13 protein-coding genes are annotated in these 16540 nt (G+C 70.6%); 9 read left to right on the plus strand and 4 right to left on the minus strand.

Annotation, left to right across the window (positions count from 1 at the left end):
- The first annotated feature begins 110 nt into the window (after window positions 1-110).
- A complete protein-coding gene (hemF, locus tag ERL55_RS13890; RefSeq protein ID WP_129136950.1) occupies window positions 111-1043 on the plus strand; it encodes an oxygen-dependent coproporphyrinogen oxidase in 933 nt (310 codons plus the stop codon).
- Window positions 1044-1154: 111 nt separating this feature from the next.
- On the opposite strand, the gene ERL55_RS13895 is transcribed toward hemF, so the two are convergent.
- Window positions 1155-3200, minus strand: coding sequence for a S46 family peptidase (locus ERL55_RS13895; RefSeq protein ID WP_129136951.1), 2046 nt, complete (start codon window positions 3198-3200; stop codon window positions 1155-1157).
- Window positions 3201-3340: 140 nt separating this feature from the next.
- On the opposite strand from ERL55_RS13895, the gene ERL55_RS13900 reads away from it, so the two are divergent.
- Window positions 3341-3586: a hypothetical protein gene (locus ERL55_RS13900; protein WP_129136952.1), complete on the plus strand. Its 246-nt coding sequence runs from the start codon at window positions 3341-3343 to the stop codon at window positions 3584-3586.
- A 79-nt stretch (window positions 3587-3665) separates the two neighbouring features.
- The gene (locus tag ERL55_RS13905) at window positions 3666-4406 is read left to right on the plus strand and encodes a glucose 1-dehydrogenase (RefSeq protein ID WP_129136953.1); all 741 of its coding nucleotides are present in this window, start codon (window positions 3666-3668) and stop codon (window positions 4404-4406) included.
- Window positions 4407-4412: 6 nt separating this feature from the next.
- Here ERL55_RS13905 and ERL55_RS13910 read toward each other — a convergent pair whose 3' ends face one another.
- Window positions 4413-4859, minus strand: coding sequence for a universal stress protein (locus tag ERL55_RS13910; protein ID WP_129136954.1), 447 nt, complete (start codon window positions 4857-4859; stop codon window positions 4413-4415).
- Between the two features lie 143 nt (window positions 4860-5002).
- On the opposite strand from ERL55_RS13910, the gene ERL55_RS13915 reads away from it, so the two are divergent.
- Window positions 5003-5179 carry a hypothetical protein gene (locus tag ERL55_RS13915; RefSeq protein WP_206733328.1) on the plus strand — a complete coding sequence of 59 codons (177 nt, stop codon included), beginning with the start codon at window positions 5003-5005 and terminating at the stop codon, window positions 5177-5179.
- Window positions 5180-5187: 8 nt separating this feature from the next.
- Here the strand turns inward: ERL55_RS13915 and uvrD are convergent, their stop codons facing one another.
- Together uvrD and ERL55_RS13925 are read right to left on the minus strand one after the other, a co-directional pair.
- Window positions 5188-7389 carry a DNA helicase II gene (gene uvrD / locus ERL55_RS13920; RefSeq protein WP_129136956.1) on the minus strand — a complete coding sequence of 734 codons (2202 nt, stop codon included), beginning with the start codon at window positions 7387-7389 and terminating at the stop codon, window positions 5188-5190.
- Between the two features lie 38 nt (window positions 7390-7427).
- Entirely contained in the window at window positions 7428-10403 is a 2976-nt protein-coding gene (locus tag ERL55_RS13925; protein ID WP_164972213.1) for an EAL domain-containing protein, read from the minus strand.
- Window positions 10404-10559: 156 nt separating this feature from the next.
- On the opposite strand from ERL55_RS13925, the gene ERL55_RS13930 reads away from it, so the two are divergent.
- From ERL55_RS13930 to ERL55_RS13950, 5 genes are all read left to right on the plus strand, one after another.
- Window positions 10560-11249 (plus strand): glutathione binding-like protein, encoded by a 690-nt coding sequence (locus ERL55_RS13930; protein WP_129136958.1) that lies wholly within the window; start codon window positions 10560-10562, stop codon window positions 11247-11249.
- A gap of 68 nt (window positions 11250-11317) precedes the next feature.
- Window positions 11318-13558, plus strand: a complete 2241-nt coding sequence (locus ERL55_RS13935; protein WP_129136959.1) for a DPP IV N-terminal domain-containing protein — start codon at window positions 11318-11320, stop codon at window positions 13556-13558.
- Window positions 13559-13683: 125 nt separating this feature from the next.
- The gene (locus tag ERL55_RS13940) at window positions 13684-14859 is read left to right on the plus strand and encodes a beta-ketoacyl-[acyl-carrier-protein] synthase family protein (RefSeq protein ID WP_129137364.1); all 1176 of its coding nucleotides are present in this window, start codon (window positions 13684-13686) and stop codon (window positions 14857-14859) included.
- A gap of 55 nt (window positions 14860-14914) precedes the next feature.
- Window positions 14915-15715 (plus strand): beta-ketoacyl synthase chain length factor, encoded by an 801-nt coding sequence (locus tag ERL55_RS13945; RefSeq protein WP_129136960.1) that lies wholly within the window; start codon window positions 14915-14917, stop codon window positions 15713-15715.
- Window positions 15708-16538, plus strand: coding sequence for a glycosyltransferase family 2 protein (locus ERL55_RS13950; protein ID WP_129136961.1), 831 nt, complete (start codon window positions 15708-15710; stop codon window positions 16536-16538). Before ERL55_RS13945 ends, ERL55_RS13950 begins: the two co-directional genes overlap by 8 nt.
- Window positions 16539-16540 lie beyond the last annotated feature (2 nt).

Genomic DNA, 16540 nt, shown 5'->3' on the forward strand with positions numbered 1-16540 from the left:
CCGCTTGGCACCCTTTCCCGCCGCCGCGGGAGAGGGCACGCCTCGCGCGCTCGCTGCGACAGGTACCACCGCCGAGGGAAGCATCGGAGCGCTGCCGATACAATCCCGGCATGGATGACATCGACACCGTACGCGACTACCTCACCGGCCTCCAGGACCGCATCTGCGCGGCGATGGAGGCAGCCGATGGCACCGCGCGCTTCCACGAGGATGCGTGGACGCGTGAACCCACGCCCGGCAGCACCGCGCTCGGCGGAGGCGGACGCACCCGCGTCATGCGCGAGGGCGCGGTGTTCGAACAGGCGGGCATCGGCTTTTCCGACGTGTTCGGCGAGCGCCTGCCGCCCTCGGCGACCGCGGCGCGGCCGGAACTCGCCGGTGCATCGTGGCGCGCGACGGGGGTGTCGCTGGTGTTCCACCCGCGCAATCCGCATGTGCCCACCACCCATGCCAACGTGCGCCACTTCCGCGCCGAACGCGATGGCGAAACGGTGGCGTGGTGGTTCGGCGGCGGTTTCGACCTCACGCCGTTCTATCCGGTCGACGAGGACGTGCTGCACTGGCACCGCACCGCCCGCGCGCTGTGCGAACCGTTCGGCGGCCAGTCGCGCTACGACGCACACAAGAAGTGGTGCGACGAGTATTTCTTCCTGAAGCACCGCGGCGAGACCCGTGGCGTCGGCGGGCTGTTCTTCGACGACCTCGGCGAGGATTTCGAGCGCGACTTCGCCTACATGCGCGCGGTCGGCGACGGTTTTCTCGACGCGTGGCTGCCGATCGTGGAGCGGCGTCGCGACACCCCGTACGGCGACCGCGAGCGCGACTTCCAGCTCTACCGGCGCGGCCGCTATGTCGAATTCAACCTGGTGTGGGACCGCGGCACGCTGTTCGGGCTGCAGTCCGGCGGGCGCACCGAATCGATCCTGATGAGCCTGCCGCCGCTGGCGCGCTGGGAATACGGCCATGTGCCGGAGCCGGGCAGCGCGGAAGCACGCCTGGCCGACTACCTGCGCCCCCGCGACTGGCTGTCCGAGCTGGGCTGAGGGAGACGCGACGCCTGCGCAATTGCCGGGTCGGAATGGGCCCGCGGCCCTCACCCCTTCCCCTCTCCCGCGCGCGGGAGAGGGTGCCCGGAGGGCGGGTGAGGGCAGCCCTCAGCGCGCGTCGACCGGGTTCATTTCCTCGACCAGGTGGCCGGCGTCATACACCGTATCCAGCGCCTCGATCATCGCCGCGCTGTGCACCGACACCGTGCGGTTGAGCGTCTCGTCGTACCAGAAGCTGCCGCCCAGCGAATGGATGTTGCCGTCGAAGGCCAGGCCCACCACCTCGGCATCACGGTTGATCACCGGGCTGCCTGAATTGCCGCCGATGATGTCGTTGGTGCTGACGAAGTTGAAGCGTGCATCGAGATCGAGCTCGTCCTTCGCCTCCATCCAGCGCTCGGGAAGCGCGTACGGGGCGAAGCCGGTGGCACGCTCGAACACCCCACCGATCTGCGTGTACGGCGCGATCTCGTTGCCGTTCTCGTTCCAGCCGCGCACCTCGCCGTACGACAGGCGCAGGGTGAAGGTGGCATCGGGATAGACGTTGGTGCCGTACTTCGCGAAACGGGTGCGGGCGATCGACTCGGCATTGCGCGCTTCCACCGCATCGACCTCGGATTCGAAGCGGCTGCGGAGCGCGCGCGATTCCGCATCCAGCGCACGCGCGAGGCGGATGAACGGATCCTCGGAGGCATCGACCGCGGCCTTGCCTCCGCGCCACAGGCGCTCGCGCTCGGCGGCATCACCCAGCGTCGTGCCGCCGACGAGTTCCGCGGCCAGCGCTTCCGGCGACCTGCCGGCGAACACCTGGCGCACGGTCGGGTGGTCGGTGCCCAGCAGTTCGCGGAACTTGCTCAGCGAATGGGTCAGCTTGACCGTCTCGAACCCCGGGTACACCGGCGACTTCGAGAACAGTGTCTGCTCCAGCCGCGCAAGGCCCGCATCCTGGAACTCGGGCAGGCGCTCGGCATTGGGCTTCGGGCGCTCGTCGCCGCCGCGCAGCAGGATGGATGCGAACTGGAAGTAGCGGCTGTCGAACGCACGCTGCTGGCCGATCAGCATGTGCGGGTAATACAGCGTGCGCCGCACCTGCTGCGCCTGCGCGATCTCGTCCCATGGCGTGGACGACTCGGCGGCAGTGCGCAGTTCCGCTTCCTCGCGGCGCTTGGCCGCGAACACCTGCGGATCGAGCAGCGCCTGCAGCTGGCCGCGGAAGACCTTGTAGCTGTTCTCGGTGAAGGTGAGGTCCGACTGCGCCTGGCGCGCGGCTTCCTCGCCACCGCGGCTGTACTGCGCCAGCATCGCGCGGCGCTCGGCCAGCAGCAGCAGGTTGTTGATGAGGTCGACGTCGCGTACGCGCTCGAGCTGGGCGACGGTGAGCTGGCGCTGGGTGCGGCCGGGGTGGCCGGTGACCATGGTCAGCTCGCCCGGCTGCGCGCCGGCCGGGTTGATGCGGAAGTGGTGCTCGACCTTTGCCGGCTGCCCATTCTCGTAGGCACGCAGCAGGCCCATGTCGAGGTTGTAGCGCGGGAAATTGAAATTGTCCGGGTCGCCGCCGAAGAAGCCCACCGAATACTCCGGCGAGAACACCAGCCGCACGTCCTGGTAGCGCTTGTAGGCGTACAGGTGGTGCTGGCCGCCTGCGTACAGCGACACCACGTCGCAGCGCCTGCCCGATGCATCGCCGGCGACGCACTCGTCCTCGATGCGCGAGACCTCGGCGTTGCGCGCATCGATGTACTCGCGCCCGGACTTGCCCGCGGTCACCTTCGCGATGCGCCCGGTGACGTCGGTGATCTCCTGCAGCACATTGAGTTCCTCGGCCGGGCACTGCAGTTCCTCGCCGCGCGAACCGGCCACGAAACCGTCGTTGAGGCGGTCGTTCTCCGCCGACGACAGGCCCTGCACGCAGCCGACGATGCAGTGCGCGTTGGTCAGCACCAGGCCCTCCCCGGACACGAACGAGCCCGAGCAGCCGCCGGCCAGGCGCACCGAGGAGCGCATCGCGTTGCGCACCCAGTCTTCGCCCGGGCTGAAGTCGTAGGCGGACTGCAGCGCGCGGGTGGGCAGGTTGTCGAGCGTCCACATGCCCTCGGCGGCGGACGCGGAAGCGGAGACCAGACTGGCGACGGCCAGGGCAAGCAGGTGTTTCATCGAAGCGGCCTTGTGCGGCGGAACCGGAAGGCCGGATCGTAGCGGAATCGGCGGCTGGACCGCCCATGCTGGGACGCGGTTCACCGACAGGGGGCGGCCATCGGCGACAATAGCGCGGTCTTTCGCCATCTCGCCGACCCATGTACGGCCGCGAACGCCGGAAAACCACCGATGCCGATCACGACGCGCTGCGCGCCGCGTTGACGCCTGCGCAGCGTGCGGCGCTACCGCTGCTGGAACGGTTCGGCTGGAAACTGCGGTTCGTGCGTCGCCCGCTGTTCCAGGATCCGGTGCCGATCCTGTTCGACCGCGAGGGTTCGCGTTGGGTCACCCTGGAACCCGACGGCTCGATCAACGAGAACCCGGGCTTCAAGCTGCGCGACTGAACAACGCGTTTGCGCGCGATCAATGCGGCGACCACCGCGGCGGTGCCATCCTGTCGATCCATCCGGACCGGAGCAGGCAATGACCATCCACACGCTTGACGGCCGTACCGCCCTGGTGACTGGCGGCGCACGCGGCATCGGCGCAGCGATCGTGCGTCGGCTGCACGCCGAGGGCGCCAACGTGGTGATCACCGACCTCCTCGACGCCGAAGGTGAAGCGCTGGCGGCAGGACTCGGCCAGCGGGCCCTGTTCGTCCATCACGATGTCGCCGACGAGGCCGGCTGGCAGGCGGCGGTCGCCGCCGCGGTGGAGCGCTTCGGCGCCCTGCACGTGCTGGTCAACAACGCCGGCGTGTACCAGCCCGGCGCGGTCGAGGACACCAGCACTGCCACCTTCGAGTGGATGGTCCGGGTCAACCAGACCGGCACCTTCCTCGGCATGAAGCACGCGCTGGAGCCGATGAAGGCCGCCGGCGGGGGCAGCATCGTCAACATCTCCTCGATTGCCGGCATGGTGGGCTTCCCCGGCGCCTGCGCCTATGTCGGCACCAAGTGGGCGGTGCGCGGGATGACCAAGACCGTGGCCTTGGAGTTCGCCCGACATCGCATCCGCGTCAACTCGGTGCACCCGGGGTTCATCGACACGCCGATGCTGGCCGGCAACTCCGACGAGGCGAACGCGGCCGGCATCGCCGCGACGCCGTTGAAGCGGGTCGGGCAGCCGGACGACATCGCCGCCGCGGTGGCCTATCTGGCCGGCGACGGCGCGTCGTTCGTCACCGGCACCGAACTGGTCGTCGACGGCGGTTACGTGCTGTAGCGCGCGTCAGCGCACCACCAGCACCGGCACGCTGCTGCGTCCGACCACGGCCTGGGTCTGGCTGCCCAGCAGCAGCCGGCCGAGGCCGCTGCGCCCGTGCGATGCCATCACCACCAGGTCGCAGCCGTGCTCGCGTGCGGTGTCGATGATCGCCTCCGCGGGTGCGCGGTCCTCCACGTGCAGCACCTGCGCCGTCACCCCGTGACGGCCGGCGAGCGCGGCTGCCGCGGCGAGGCAGGCATCGGCCTGTTCGCGTGCACCGGCGCGGTATTCGTTGACCAGCTCGCCGGCGGCACCGAACCCGGTGGGGTCGGCCAGCGCCGTGTTCCAGGGTTCCGACACCGTCAGCACTGTCAGCCGTGCGTCCAGTGCGGCGGCGAGGGCGGCGGCATGCGCCACTCCACGCAGGGCGAGTTCCGAGCCGTCAGTGGTGGCGAGGATGTGGGTGTACATGGGCATGCGCTCCAGCCGGGCGGGCCACCATGCTGCCATGACGGGAAGCGGCATCCGGGGCCACCCTTCGTCCACGCCGGCTCCACGCACCTGCATTCAGCATGCGCGCCACCCTCGCGCCCATCCCGGGCATGGAGTCGCACATGTCCTCGTTCGCCATCTATCTCGCGGGAATGCTGGTCCTGATCATCGGCCTGGCGGCCGGCGCCTATTTCGCCGGTGTCGCGATGCAGTGGATCGTGGTCGGCGCCGTGGTGCTGCTGGGCATCGGCATGGTCACCGCGGTGTCGCGCACGCGGCAGAAGGACCCGGCCGCCTGAGCCGGGGCTCAGCCCGGCTGCAGGTTGGCGTAGGCCAGCACCAGCCACTTGCTGCCGGCCTCGTCGAAGTTCACCTGCACCCGCGCGTGCGCGCCGTTGCCCTCGATGTCGGTCACCACGCCGCTGCCGAACTTGGCATGGGCGACGTTCTGCCCGAGCCGGAAACCCGGCGCGGCGTCGTCGACGATGGCATGGCCGGCCCGCCGCGGCATCGCGTACGACGGCCGTGGTGCGGGCGTGCGCGGGCGCACCTCGTTCAACAGCTGCGACGGGATCTCGCGCAGGAAGCGCGACGGCAGGCCAAGCATGTCCTGGCCATGCAGCCGGCGTGACTCGGCGTAGCTGAGCACCAGCTTCTGCCGCGCACGGGTGATGCCGACGTAGGCCAGCCTGCGCTCTTCCTCGAGGCGGCCGCTCTCGTCGATCGAACGCTGGTTCGGGAACAGGCCTTCCTCGACGCCGGCCAGGAACACCAGCGGGAATTCCAGCCCCTTGGCACTGTGCAGCGTCATCAGCTGCACGCCATCCTCGCCGGCCTGCGCCTGGCCCTCGCCGGCTTCCAGCGCGGCATAGGCAAGGAACGCCACCAGCTCGGTGAGCGCCGCGGGTTCCTCGTCGTCGCCCGGCACGAAGCGCGACGCCACCGACACCAGCTCGTCGAGGTTGTCGATGCGCGATTCCGAATCCAGGCCGCCGCGGCTTTCCTTGGCCCAGTGCTCGCGCAGCCCGGAGCGCGCCAGCATGTGGTCGATCTTCTCCGGCAGCGGCAGGTCGTCCACCTCGCCCGCCAGCGCATCGATCAGCGCATGGAACGCCGCCAGCGCATTGCGCGCGCGCGCGGCCAGCACGCTGTCGTGCTGCGTGCGCAGCGATGCATCCCACAGCGACAGGCCATCGGCGCGTGCGCGCATGCGCACCTCGTCGAGCGTGCGCCCGCCGATGCCGCGCGCCGGCGTGTTGACCGCACGCTCGAACGCGGCGTCGTCGGCACGGTTGGCGAACAGGCGCATATAGGCCAGCGCGTCCTTGATCTCGGCACGCTCGAAGAAGCGCACGCCGCCATAGACGCGGTAGGGGATCTGTTCGGCGATCAGCTGTTCCTCGATCGCGCGCGACTGCGCATTGCTGCGGTAGAGCACCGCGCAATCGCCATAGCTGCCACCGTCGCGCACCCACTGGCGGGCACGCTCGACGATGTAGCGCGCCTCGTCGATCTCGTTGTAGGCGGCATACAGGTCGATCGGATCGCCTTGCCCGCTCTCGGTCCACAGCTGCTTGCCGAGGCGGTCGGGGTTGTGCGCGATCACCGCGTTGGCGGCGTCGAGGATATTGGCGGTCGACCGGTAGTTCTGTTCCAGGCGGATGGTCCGCGCGCTGTCGCCGTCGGCACCGCCAAAGTCGCGCAGGAAACGCTGCACGTTCTCGACTTTGGCGCCGCGCCAGCCGTAGATCGCCTGGTCGTCGTCGCCGACCACGAACACCTGCCCGCTGTCGCCGGCCAGCACGCGCACGAACGCGTACTGGATGGCATTGGTGTCCTGGAACTCGTCGACCAGCAGATGGGTGAAGCGGCGCCGGTAATGGGCGAGGATCGCGGCGTTGTCGCGCAGCAGTTCGTGCGCGCGCAGCAGCAGTTCGGCGAAGTCCACCAGCCCGGCACGGTCGCAGCGCTCCTGGTACAGCGCGTACGCGCGGCGCATGGCGCTGCCCCATTCGTCGCCGGGCTCGTCCTGCAGGTGCTGCGCGCGGCGGCCCTCGTCCTTCTGCGCGTTGATCCACCAGGCGATCTGGCGCGGCGGAAAACGTGCTTCGTCGAGTTCGAGCTGCTGCACCACGCGCTTGACCAGGCGCAGCTGGTCCTCGGAATCGAGGATCTGGAAGCCTTCGGGCAGCTTCGCGTCCTGCCAGTGCAGGCGCAGCAGGCGGTGGGCGAGGCCGTGGAAGGTACCGATCCACAGGCCGCGCGCGCCGTTGGGCAGCAGCGGCTCGGCGCGGTGGCGCATCTCCGCCGCGGCCTTGTTGGTGAAGGTGACCGCGAAGATGCCGTGCGCGGGCACCCCGTGCACGGCATTGAGCCAGGCGATGCGGTGGGTGAGCACGCGGGTCTTGCCGGAGCCTGCGCCGGCGAGCACGAGGTAATGCCCCGGCGGCGCCGACACGGCCTCGCGCTGGGCCGCGTTGAGGCCGTCGAGCAGGTACGAAACATCCATGCGCGCAGTTTACGCGAGTGCGTCGCAGGGCCCGGGATTCACGCCGACGCGCCCAGCCGCGCGAGCACCTCGTCGAAGGGTGCGGGGCGCGCCAGCAGAAAACCCTGGAACTCGCCGCAGCCGCGCGTGTGCAGCCAGCTGAACTGGGCCTCGGTCTCCACCCCCTCGGCGGTGACCTCCAGCCCGAGGCTGCGCGCCATGCCCAGGATCGCCTCGCTGATCGCCTCGTTGCCGGGATCACTGCCCAGGTCGCGCACGAACGACTGGTCGAGCTTGAGGCGCTGCAGCGGCAGGGCCTTCAGGTAGGCGAGGCTGGAATAGCCGGTGCCGAAATCATCGATCGCAAGCGACGCGCCCAGCGCGCTCAGGTCCTGCATCACGGTGCGGGCGTCGGCGGGGCTGTCCAGCAGCACGCTCTCGGTGAGTTCGAGTTCCAGCCGCCCCGGCGGCAGGCCGTAGTCGCTGACGGCCGACGCGACATCGGCGACCAGGCCTTCCTGGAACTGCAGAGCGGAGACGTTCACGCCCATCCGCAGGCGGCCCCAGCCGCGCTCGTCGAGCTGGCACCAGCGGCGCGCGGCCTCGCCCAGCACCCAGCGCCCCAGTGCCAGCACCAGCCCGGATTCCTCGCAGGCCGCCATGAACTCGCCAGGTCCGAGCAGGCCGCGCTCCGGATGCCGCCAGCGCACCAGCGCCTCCATGCCGCAGGGGCGGCGCCCACTGTCGAACTGCAGCTGGAAGGCAAGTTCGAACTCGTCGTGTCGCAGCGCACGGTGCAGGTCCTGGATCAGCTCCAGCCGCTGTCCGGCACGCGGATCGAAGGCGGGCCGGTAGGCGACGCTGCGGTTGCGTCCCAGCCGCTTGGCCTGCGCACCCGCCTGGCTGGCGGTGCGCAGCAGGGTCTGGCCGTCGTCGCCATCGAAGGGGTGGCGGCTGTAGCCGATGCTCGGTGTCACGTGCAGCGAGACACCACGCACGGTGCGCGCCTCCGCCACCGCCGCGCGCAGCGATTCCACCTGCCGCGACAGCTCGGCATCGTCACTGCAGCACAGCAGCACGCCGAACTCGTCGCCGCCCAGGCGCGCGACCAGGCTGCCATCGCCGGCCGCGGCCTCGAGGCGCTGCGCGACCGCCACCAGCAGCTCGTCGCCGACCACGTGGCCGAGGCTGTCGTTGACCAGCTGGAAGCGGTCGAGGTCGAGGAAGCACGCGGCCACCAGCCCGTTACGCCCGGCGATGGCCGCATCGATCGCCCGGATGAGGTGGTCGCGGTTGGACAGGCCGGTCAGCGCGTCGTGGCTGGCGCGGAATGCGCGCTCCTCGGCGTCGCGACGACGCGCGGTGATATCGGTCACCAGGCCGACGTAATGGGTGACCACGCCGCCGGCGTCCGGCACCGGGCCCATGCGCACCTCCAGCCAGCGCGGGTCGTCGGGATCGCGTTGATCGTGGACCTCGGCCGCGGCTTCCTCGCCCCGCCGTATCGCCTCGCGCAATGCCGCGGTGGCGCGGGCGTCGACGACCTCCGGTGCACTGGCGTCGCTCTCCAGCCCCTCGCCCGTCACGCCGGTGCCGGTCAGGCGGTTGAAGGCCGCGTTCGCGTACACCAGTCGATCGGCCGCGACATCAAGGACGAACAACCCCTCCTCGCTGGCGGCCACCGCGCGGCGCAGCAGGCGCAGGTCGGCCTCCGCGCGAACCCGGTCGCTCACGTCCAGGGCGATCACCAGCCGCGCAGGCCTGTCCCGGAACGACAGCAGGTCGCTGGCGAAGATGAGGGCGTGGAAGACGCTGCCATCGCGCTTGCGGTGCAGCCAGACACGATGGCCATAGGCGCGCGGATGCGTCTGGATCTCCTCGCGCACATCCTCGAGCCGGCCCTCGGCCAGCAGCTCGGCGGCGTTGAGGGCGAGGAACTCGTCGTGGCTGTAGCCGTACTTGTGCACGGCCGCCCCGTTGACCTCGAGGATCGCCAGCGTCTCGCGGTCGAACACGCAGGCCGGCAGCGGATGCTGCTCGTAGAGGAAGCGGTACTGCGCCTCGACGTCGCGCACCCGCTCGCGCAGGTGCCCCACGGTGTGCTCGGAGGCCTCGATGCTGCGGCGCATGCTCTGTTCGCGGCGCGCGGCGACACCCAGGAAGCGCAGGCCGGCAAGCCACGCCAGCGCCAGGCCGGCGACACCGGCGGCCAGCGCCGCCACGAACGCCCACCAGCCCCCGTACAGGGCCCTGGGTGTCATCCCGACGGTGGCCACCAGCGGCAGGCCGTCCACGGTGCGGTAGGCCACCACGCGCTGGCGCCCGTCGAGCCGGCTGCGGGCGTCGACGATGCCGCGCGGCGTCGTATCGATCCGGGCGAAGACCGGCGAATGCGTGGCCGACATCCCGGTATGCCGGGTCCCGCTGTCCGACCGCGCCACCAGCACCGCGTCGCGGGTGAGCACGGTGGCGATGCCGTGCTCGCCGACCTCGTGCTCGGACAGCACCTCGTCGAAGAACCGCAGATCCAGCGCGCCCACAAGCCAACGGTCGGCACTGCCGGGGCCGGGCAGGATCCGCATCGCCAGCCCCATCTGCCAGGCACCCGATGCTGCACGTTCGGGCGGCCCGACGTGCAACGTCCACGGCGCCGCCGCGCCATCGGCGAACGGGGGCGGGAGGCCGGCCTCGCGCACCTCCAGGCCGTGCACGTCGGGATGGCGGTCATCGAAGGTGAGCAGCGCGTCGCGCAACAGCGCCGGCGCCTGCTGCGGCGCGATGCGCTCGTACAGGCGCAGGTCGGTGCCCATGCCGGTCATGCCGCGGGCCAGGCTGGCGAACGCGTGGCGCAGTTCGCGGGCATGGCTGTCGGCGAGGGTGAGCACATAGCGTTCGCCGGCATCGCGACGGACCCGGTAGTCGTTCCATGCCACCGCGCAGGCGACCAGCGCGACCGCGACCAGCAGGGCGCCCCCCAGCCGCAGCGCACGCGCGCGGCGGCTCCCGGTGTCGTGCAAGGGCCTGCGGCCGTCCATCCGCGCTCCTGTTCCTGCCCGGGTCCCGGGCATTCCCTCGTCCATCGGGCCATCCTCGTCGCGCACGCGTCAACCGCGCGTCACCACGCGGCACCACACCACCGCCGCGGGCGCCGTCCTAGACTCGCGGTCCTCTTTGCCACAGCGAGTGCGGACATGATCGACCTCTTCTACTGGCCCACGCCCAACGGCCACAAGATCACCCTGTTCCTGGAGGAGACCGGCCTCGATTACACGTTGCATCCGGTCGATATCGGCCGCGGCGCGCAGTTCGAGGACGCCTTCCTGGCGATCTCGCCCAACAACAAGATGCCGGCGATCATCGACCGCGCCCCGGCCGACGGTGGCGACCGGATCACCGTGTTCGAATCCGGCGCGATCCTGCAGTACCTGGCCGAAAAGACCGGCCGCTTCCTGCCCACCGACCTGCGCCAGCGCATCGCCACGATCGAATGGCTGACCTGGCAGATGGCCGGGCTGGGCCCGATGACCGGCCAGTACGGACACTTCAACGTCTATGCGCCGGAGAGGATCGACTACGCGATCGAGCGCTACACGCGCGAGGTCGAACGCCTGCTGGGCGTGCTCGACCGCCGCCTCGACGGCCGCGCGTTCATCGCCGGCGACGACTACACCATCGCCGACATGGCGGCGTACCCGTGGATCAACGTCTACGACAAGGCGCCGATCGACCTGTCGCCATTCGCCGAGGTTCGGCGCTGGCATGCCTCGATCGCGGAGCGCCCCGCCACGCAGCGCGCGTACGCGCTGGCGAAGCAGGTCAACCCGAATGCGGGCCAGCCGATGAGCGAGGACGAGAAGAAGGTGCTGTTCGGCAGGCGCTGAGCCGGCCGGTGCGGCCGCAGCCCCGACCCCAGCCGATACACTGGGGTCCCTGCTCCACCGGACCCGCCATGCGCTCGATGTTCGCCGCCGCCGCCCTGATGTTCGCCATCGCCGCCACCTCGCCTGCCGCCGAGCGCAGGCTCACCCTCGAAGCGATCACCGGCGACGCGCCGCTGTCTGGGCCGACGCTCATGAAGCCGCAGGTCGCGCCCGACGGCTCGCGGGTGACCTTCCTGCGCGGCAAGGATGCGGACCGCAACCGCCTGGACCTCTGGGAGTACCACGTCGACAGTGGCGAGACCCGCATGCTGGTGGATTCGGCGGTGGTGCTGCCGGGCGAGGAGACCCTCAGCGACGAGGAGAAGGCACGCCGCGAGCGCCAGCGCATCGCCGGACTGTCGGGCATCGTCGACTACCAGTGGTCGCCGGATGCGGCGAGCCTGCTGTTCCCGCTCGGCGGCGAGCTGTACCTGTACGACCTGTCGAAGCAGGGCGCGGACGCAGTGCGCCAACTCACCCATGGCGGCGGTTTCGCCACCGACCCGAAACTCTCCCCGCGCGGCGGCTACGTGAGCTTCGTGCGCGCCCGCAACCTGTGGGTGATCGACCTCGCCTCGGGCGCCGAGCGCCAGCTGACCTTCGACGGCAGCGAGACCATCGGCAATGGCGTGGCCGAATTCGTCGCCGACGAGGAGATGGGTCGCCACACCGGCTACTGGTGGGCGCCCGATGATTCCACCATCGCCTACGCACGCATCGACGAATCGCCGGTGCCGGTGCAGAAGCGCCCCGAGGTCTATGCCGACCGCACCGAGATCGTCGAGCAGCGCTATCCGGCGGCCGGCGACGACAACGTGCGCGTGCAGCTGTTCGTGATCGCGCCCGGCGCTGACACGCCGGCTCCACGCGAAATCGATCTCGGCCCCGAGCAAGACATCTACCTTGCCCGCGTGCAGTGGCGCGATCCGCAGCGGCTGACCTTCCAGCGCCAGTCGCGCGACCAGCAGACGCTGGACCTGATCGAGGTGGTGCTGGCCGATGGCCGCCAGCGCACGCTCCTCACCGAGACTTCCGATACCTGGGTGCCGCTGCACGACAACCTGCACTTCCTGCGCGACGGCCGCTTCGTCTGGGGTTCCGAGCGCAGCGGCTACGAGCATCTCTACCTCGCCTCCGAGGACGGGCGTACCTTGGCGCCGCTGACCTCCGGCGAATGGGTGGTCGACGGCCTGCTGGCGGTCGACGAGGACCGCGGCCTGGCGTGGTTCGCCGGCACCCGCGACGGTGCCACCCAGCGCCATGTCTATTCGGTGCCACTGGCCGGTGGCGAGCCGACCCGGCTCACCCGCCAGCCGGGCATGCACAACGCGAGTTTCGCGCGCAATGCCAGCGTGTTCGTCGACAGCTGGTCCAATACCACCACGCCGCCGCAGATCGACCTGCTGCATGCCGACGGCCGCCATATCGCCACCCTGGTCGACAACGACCTTGCCGACCCGCAGCACCCGTACGCGCCCTATCGCGACGCCCACCTGCCGACCGAATTCGGCACGCTGACCGCCGCCGACGGCGCGACCGAACTGCATTACAGCCTGATCCGCCCGGCGGACTTCGATGCGTCGAAGCAGTATCCGGTGGTGGTGTTCGTCTACGGCGGCCCTGCCGCGCAGACCGTGCTTGAGAGCTGGCCCGGCCGCGCCGATGCGTTCTTCAACCAGTACCTCGCCCAGCAGGGCTATGTGGTGTTCTCGCTCGACAACCGCGGCACCCCGCGCCGCGGCAAGGCGTTCGGCGGCTCGCTGTACCGCCGCCAGGGCACCGTGGAGATCGAGGACCAGCTGGCCGGCGTCGCGTGGCTGCGCGAGCAGTCCTGGGTGGATGCCGAACGCATCGCCGTGCACGGCTGGTCGAACGGTGGCTACATGACGCTGATGCTGCTGGCGAAGGCCCCCGACGCCTATGCCTGCGGCATCGCCGGCGCACCGGTGGCGGACTGGGCGCTGTACGACACCCACTACACCGAGCGCTACATGCACCTGCCCAGCGCCAATCCCGCGGGCTACCGCGAGGCCAGCGTGTTCACCCATGCCGGCAACATCCGCCCCGGCGCGCTGCTGCTGGTGCACGGCATGGCCGACGACAACGTGCTGTTCTCCAATTCCACCCAGCTGATGGGCCAGTTGCAGCAGGCCGGCATCCCCTTCGAGCTGATGACCTACCCGGGTGCCAAGCATGGCCTGCGCGGCGCCGACGCGCTGCACCGCTACCGCATTGGCGAGGCCTTCCTGGGGCGCTGCCTGGCGCCCTGAACGCCACGCCTGAACCGCGCGGTCGTGAACGGAACGCTTGCGAACCGCTCCGTATACTCCGCCTCCCGTCGAATCCAGCCATGGGCCCTGCCGCGCAGATGCCGTTGTCCACCGCTCCGGCGCCGATCGAGGCGCTCGCCATCCGCGCGTATACCGCCACCACCGCACTCGGCCGCGGCCGCCAGGCCCAGGCCGATGCGCTGTCCGCGCGCCGCGGCGGGCTGCGCCGCAACGACTTCGGCACCGACCCGCTCGACACCTGGATCGGCCGCGTCGATGGCCTTGAGGACGCCGCGCTGCCGCAGGCACTGGCGGCATGGGAATGCCGCAACAACCGCCTCGCCTGGCTGGCCCTGCAGCAGGACGGGCTGATGGACGCGGTCGATGCGATCCGCACGCGCCACGGCGCCGGCCGCGTGGCCATCGTCATCGGCACCTCGACCTCCAGCATCGGCGCCACCGAGGAAGCGTATGCACGTGCGCAGGATGGCCAGGTGCCGGCGGACCTGCAGCGCCCCGCCGTGCACCAGCCGCATTCGCTGGGCGGCTTCGTGCAGGCGGCGACCGGGCTGGCCGGCCCCTGCATCACCGTGGCCACCGCGTGTTCGTCGAGCGCCAAGGTGTTCGCGCAGGCGGCACGGCTGATCCACGCCGGTATCGCCGATGCGGCGCTGGTCGGTGGCGTCGACACGCTGTGCGGCAGCGTGCTGTTCGGCTTCAACTCGCTGGGGCTGGTGTCGACGCAGCCGGCGCGCCCGTTCGATCGCGACCGCGACGGCCTGTCGCTGGGCGAGGCCGGCGGCTTCGCGGTGCTCGAGCGCGATGACGGCGATGCCGCGCTGCGCCTGTGCGGCTATGGCGAATCCAGCGATGCCCACCACATGTCCGCGCCGCACCCGGAGGGCCTCGGCGCACGGCTGGCGATGGGCGATGCACTGGCACGCGCCGCGATCGCCCCCGACGCGGTCGGCTATCTCAACCTGCACGGCACCGCGACGCCGGCCAACGATGCGGTCGAAGCGCGCGCGATCGCGGCGCTGTTCGGCGAGGGCCTGCATGCGGGCTCCACCAAGGGCTGGACCGGCCACACCCTGGGCGCCGCCGGCATCGTCGAGTCGGTGTTCGCGCTGATCGCGCTCGAGGACGGCCTGCTGCCAGGCACCCTCAACAGCACGTCGCCGGATGCCGCCTGCGGGCCGCAGCTGCGTTTCGACAACGCCCAGCGTCGCATCGACTACGCAATGAACAACTCGTTCGGCTTCGGCGGCAACAACTGCTCGCTGGTGTTCGGCCGCGCATGAAGGATGTCTCCGGTTTGATCGCCTCGGTATTCGTCATCGCCGCCCGGTGCGCGCGATGAATCCGCTTGTCGCCCGCATTGCCGGGGTCGGTTTCTGGGCCAGCGGCCTGCCCTCGTGGGATGCCGCGCAGGCCTTCGTTGCCGACGGCCGCCTGCCGGACAACGCGCCCCGCCGGCCATCGCCGGAACTGCTGGCCGCCAACGAACGCCGTCGCGCACCGGAATCGGTGGCGGTGGCGCTGGAGGTCGCGCTCGCGGCCACCCGTGCATCCGGCCGGGATCCGGCGACGCTCGCATCGATCTTCGCCTCCGGCCATGGCGATTTCGGCATCACCGGCTACATGTGCGAGACGCTCGCCGACGACCCGCGGTCGATCTCGCCGATCCGCTTCCACAACTCGGTGCACAACGCCGCCGCGGGCTACTGGACGATCGGTGCCGGCTGCACCGCCACCACCACCGCGATCAGTGCCGGTCCAGCCACCTTCGCGCAGGGCCTGCTGGAGGCACTCTCGCAGCTGGCGACGGGCACCCCGGCGGTGCTGCTGGTGGCCTACGACGTCGAATCCACTGGCCTGCTGGGCGCGCTCACGCCGAGCGAACAACTGCTTGGCGGTGCGCTGGTGCTGACGGCTGCAGGCGAAGGCCAGGGCCCGCTGTTGCGTGCCGCGCTGCGCACCGGCGACACCACGCCGGAGGCACCCGGCCCGCTCGCGCGGCGCTTGCACGGCAACGCGATGGCGCCGATGCTGCCCCTGTTCGATGCACTCGCCGCCGGCGCCGGCGCCGGACGGGTGATGCTCGATGCCGGCGCGGCACAGGCCCTGGAGGTTGAATTGGAGGGGATGCATGTCTGATCCGGCGCGCCTGCACCGCGGCAACGTCGCGGTGGTGATCCCGGCGCTCAACGAGGCACTGCGCATCCGCGAAGTGGTCACCGGCGCACTGGCCGAGTGCGAGCGGGTGATCGTCGTCGACGACGGCTCCGACGACGGCACCGCCGACCTCATCGCCGACCTGCCGGTCACCGTGCTGCGCCATCCGCAGCGGCGCGGCAAGGGTGCCAGCCTGCGCGATGGTTTCGCCGAGGCGCTGCGCCAGGGCGCGCGCGCGGTGTTGACCATGGATGGCGACGGCCAGCATTCGGCTGCCGACATCCCGCGCATGATCGCCTCCGCCAACCGCCATCCGGACGCCATCGTCGTCGGTGCGCGCCTGCGCAAGCGCAGCTGCCAGCCCTGGTATCGCCGCCTGGGCAACGACTTCGGCGACTGGGGCATCGCCATCGGCTGCGGCTACCGGCTGGTCGATTCGCAGAGCGGCCAGCGCCTGTACCCGGCCGCGGTCTGCGCGTTGCGCGACGTGCCCGGCGAGGGCTTCGTGTTCGAGGCGCAGATGCTGATCTCCGCCGCGCAGGAACTGGGCATGCGCGTGGTCGCCCTGCCGGTGGAAACCCGCTATGCCGTGGCCGGCTCGGGCGTGGTGTTCCGCAAGAGCCATTTCCGGCTGTGGCGTGATCTCTACTCGATCACCTCGCACGTGGTCGTGCAGGTGCTCCGCCAGGGCCAGCTGCTGCGCCGCTACCGCACCACGCGCGCCAACCCGCCGCTGATCGACGATTCCGACACGCTGCCCGACGCCGCGCCGCTGGCCGCAGGGCAGCCCACCCATACCGGATGAGC

It is taken from the genome of Luteimonas sp. YGD11-2 (assembly GCF_004118975.1).
Classification (GTDB): domain Bacteria; phylum Pseudomonadota; class Gammaproteobacteria; order Xanthomonadales; family Xanthomonadaceae; genus Luteimonas; species Luteimonas muca.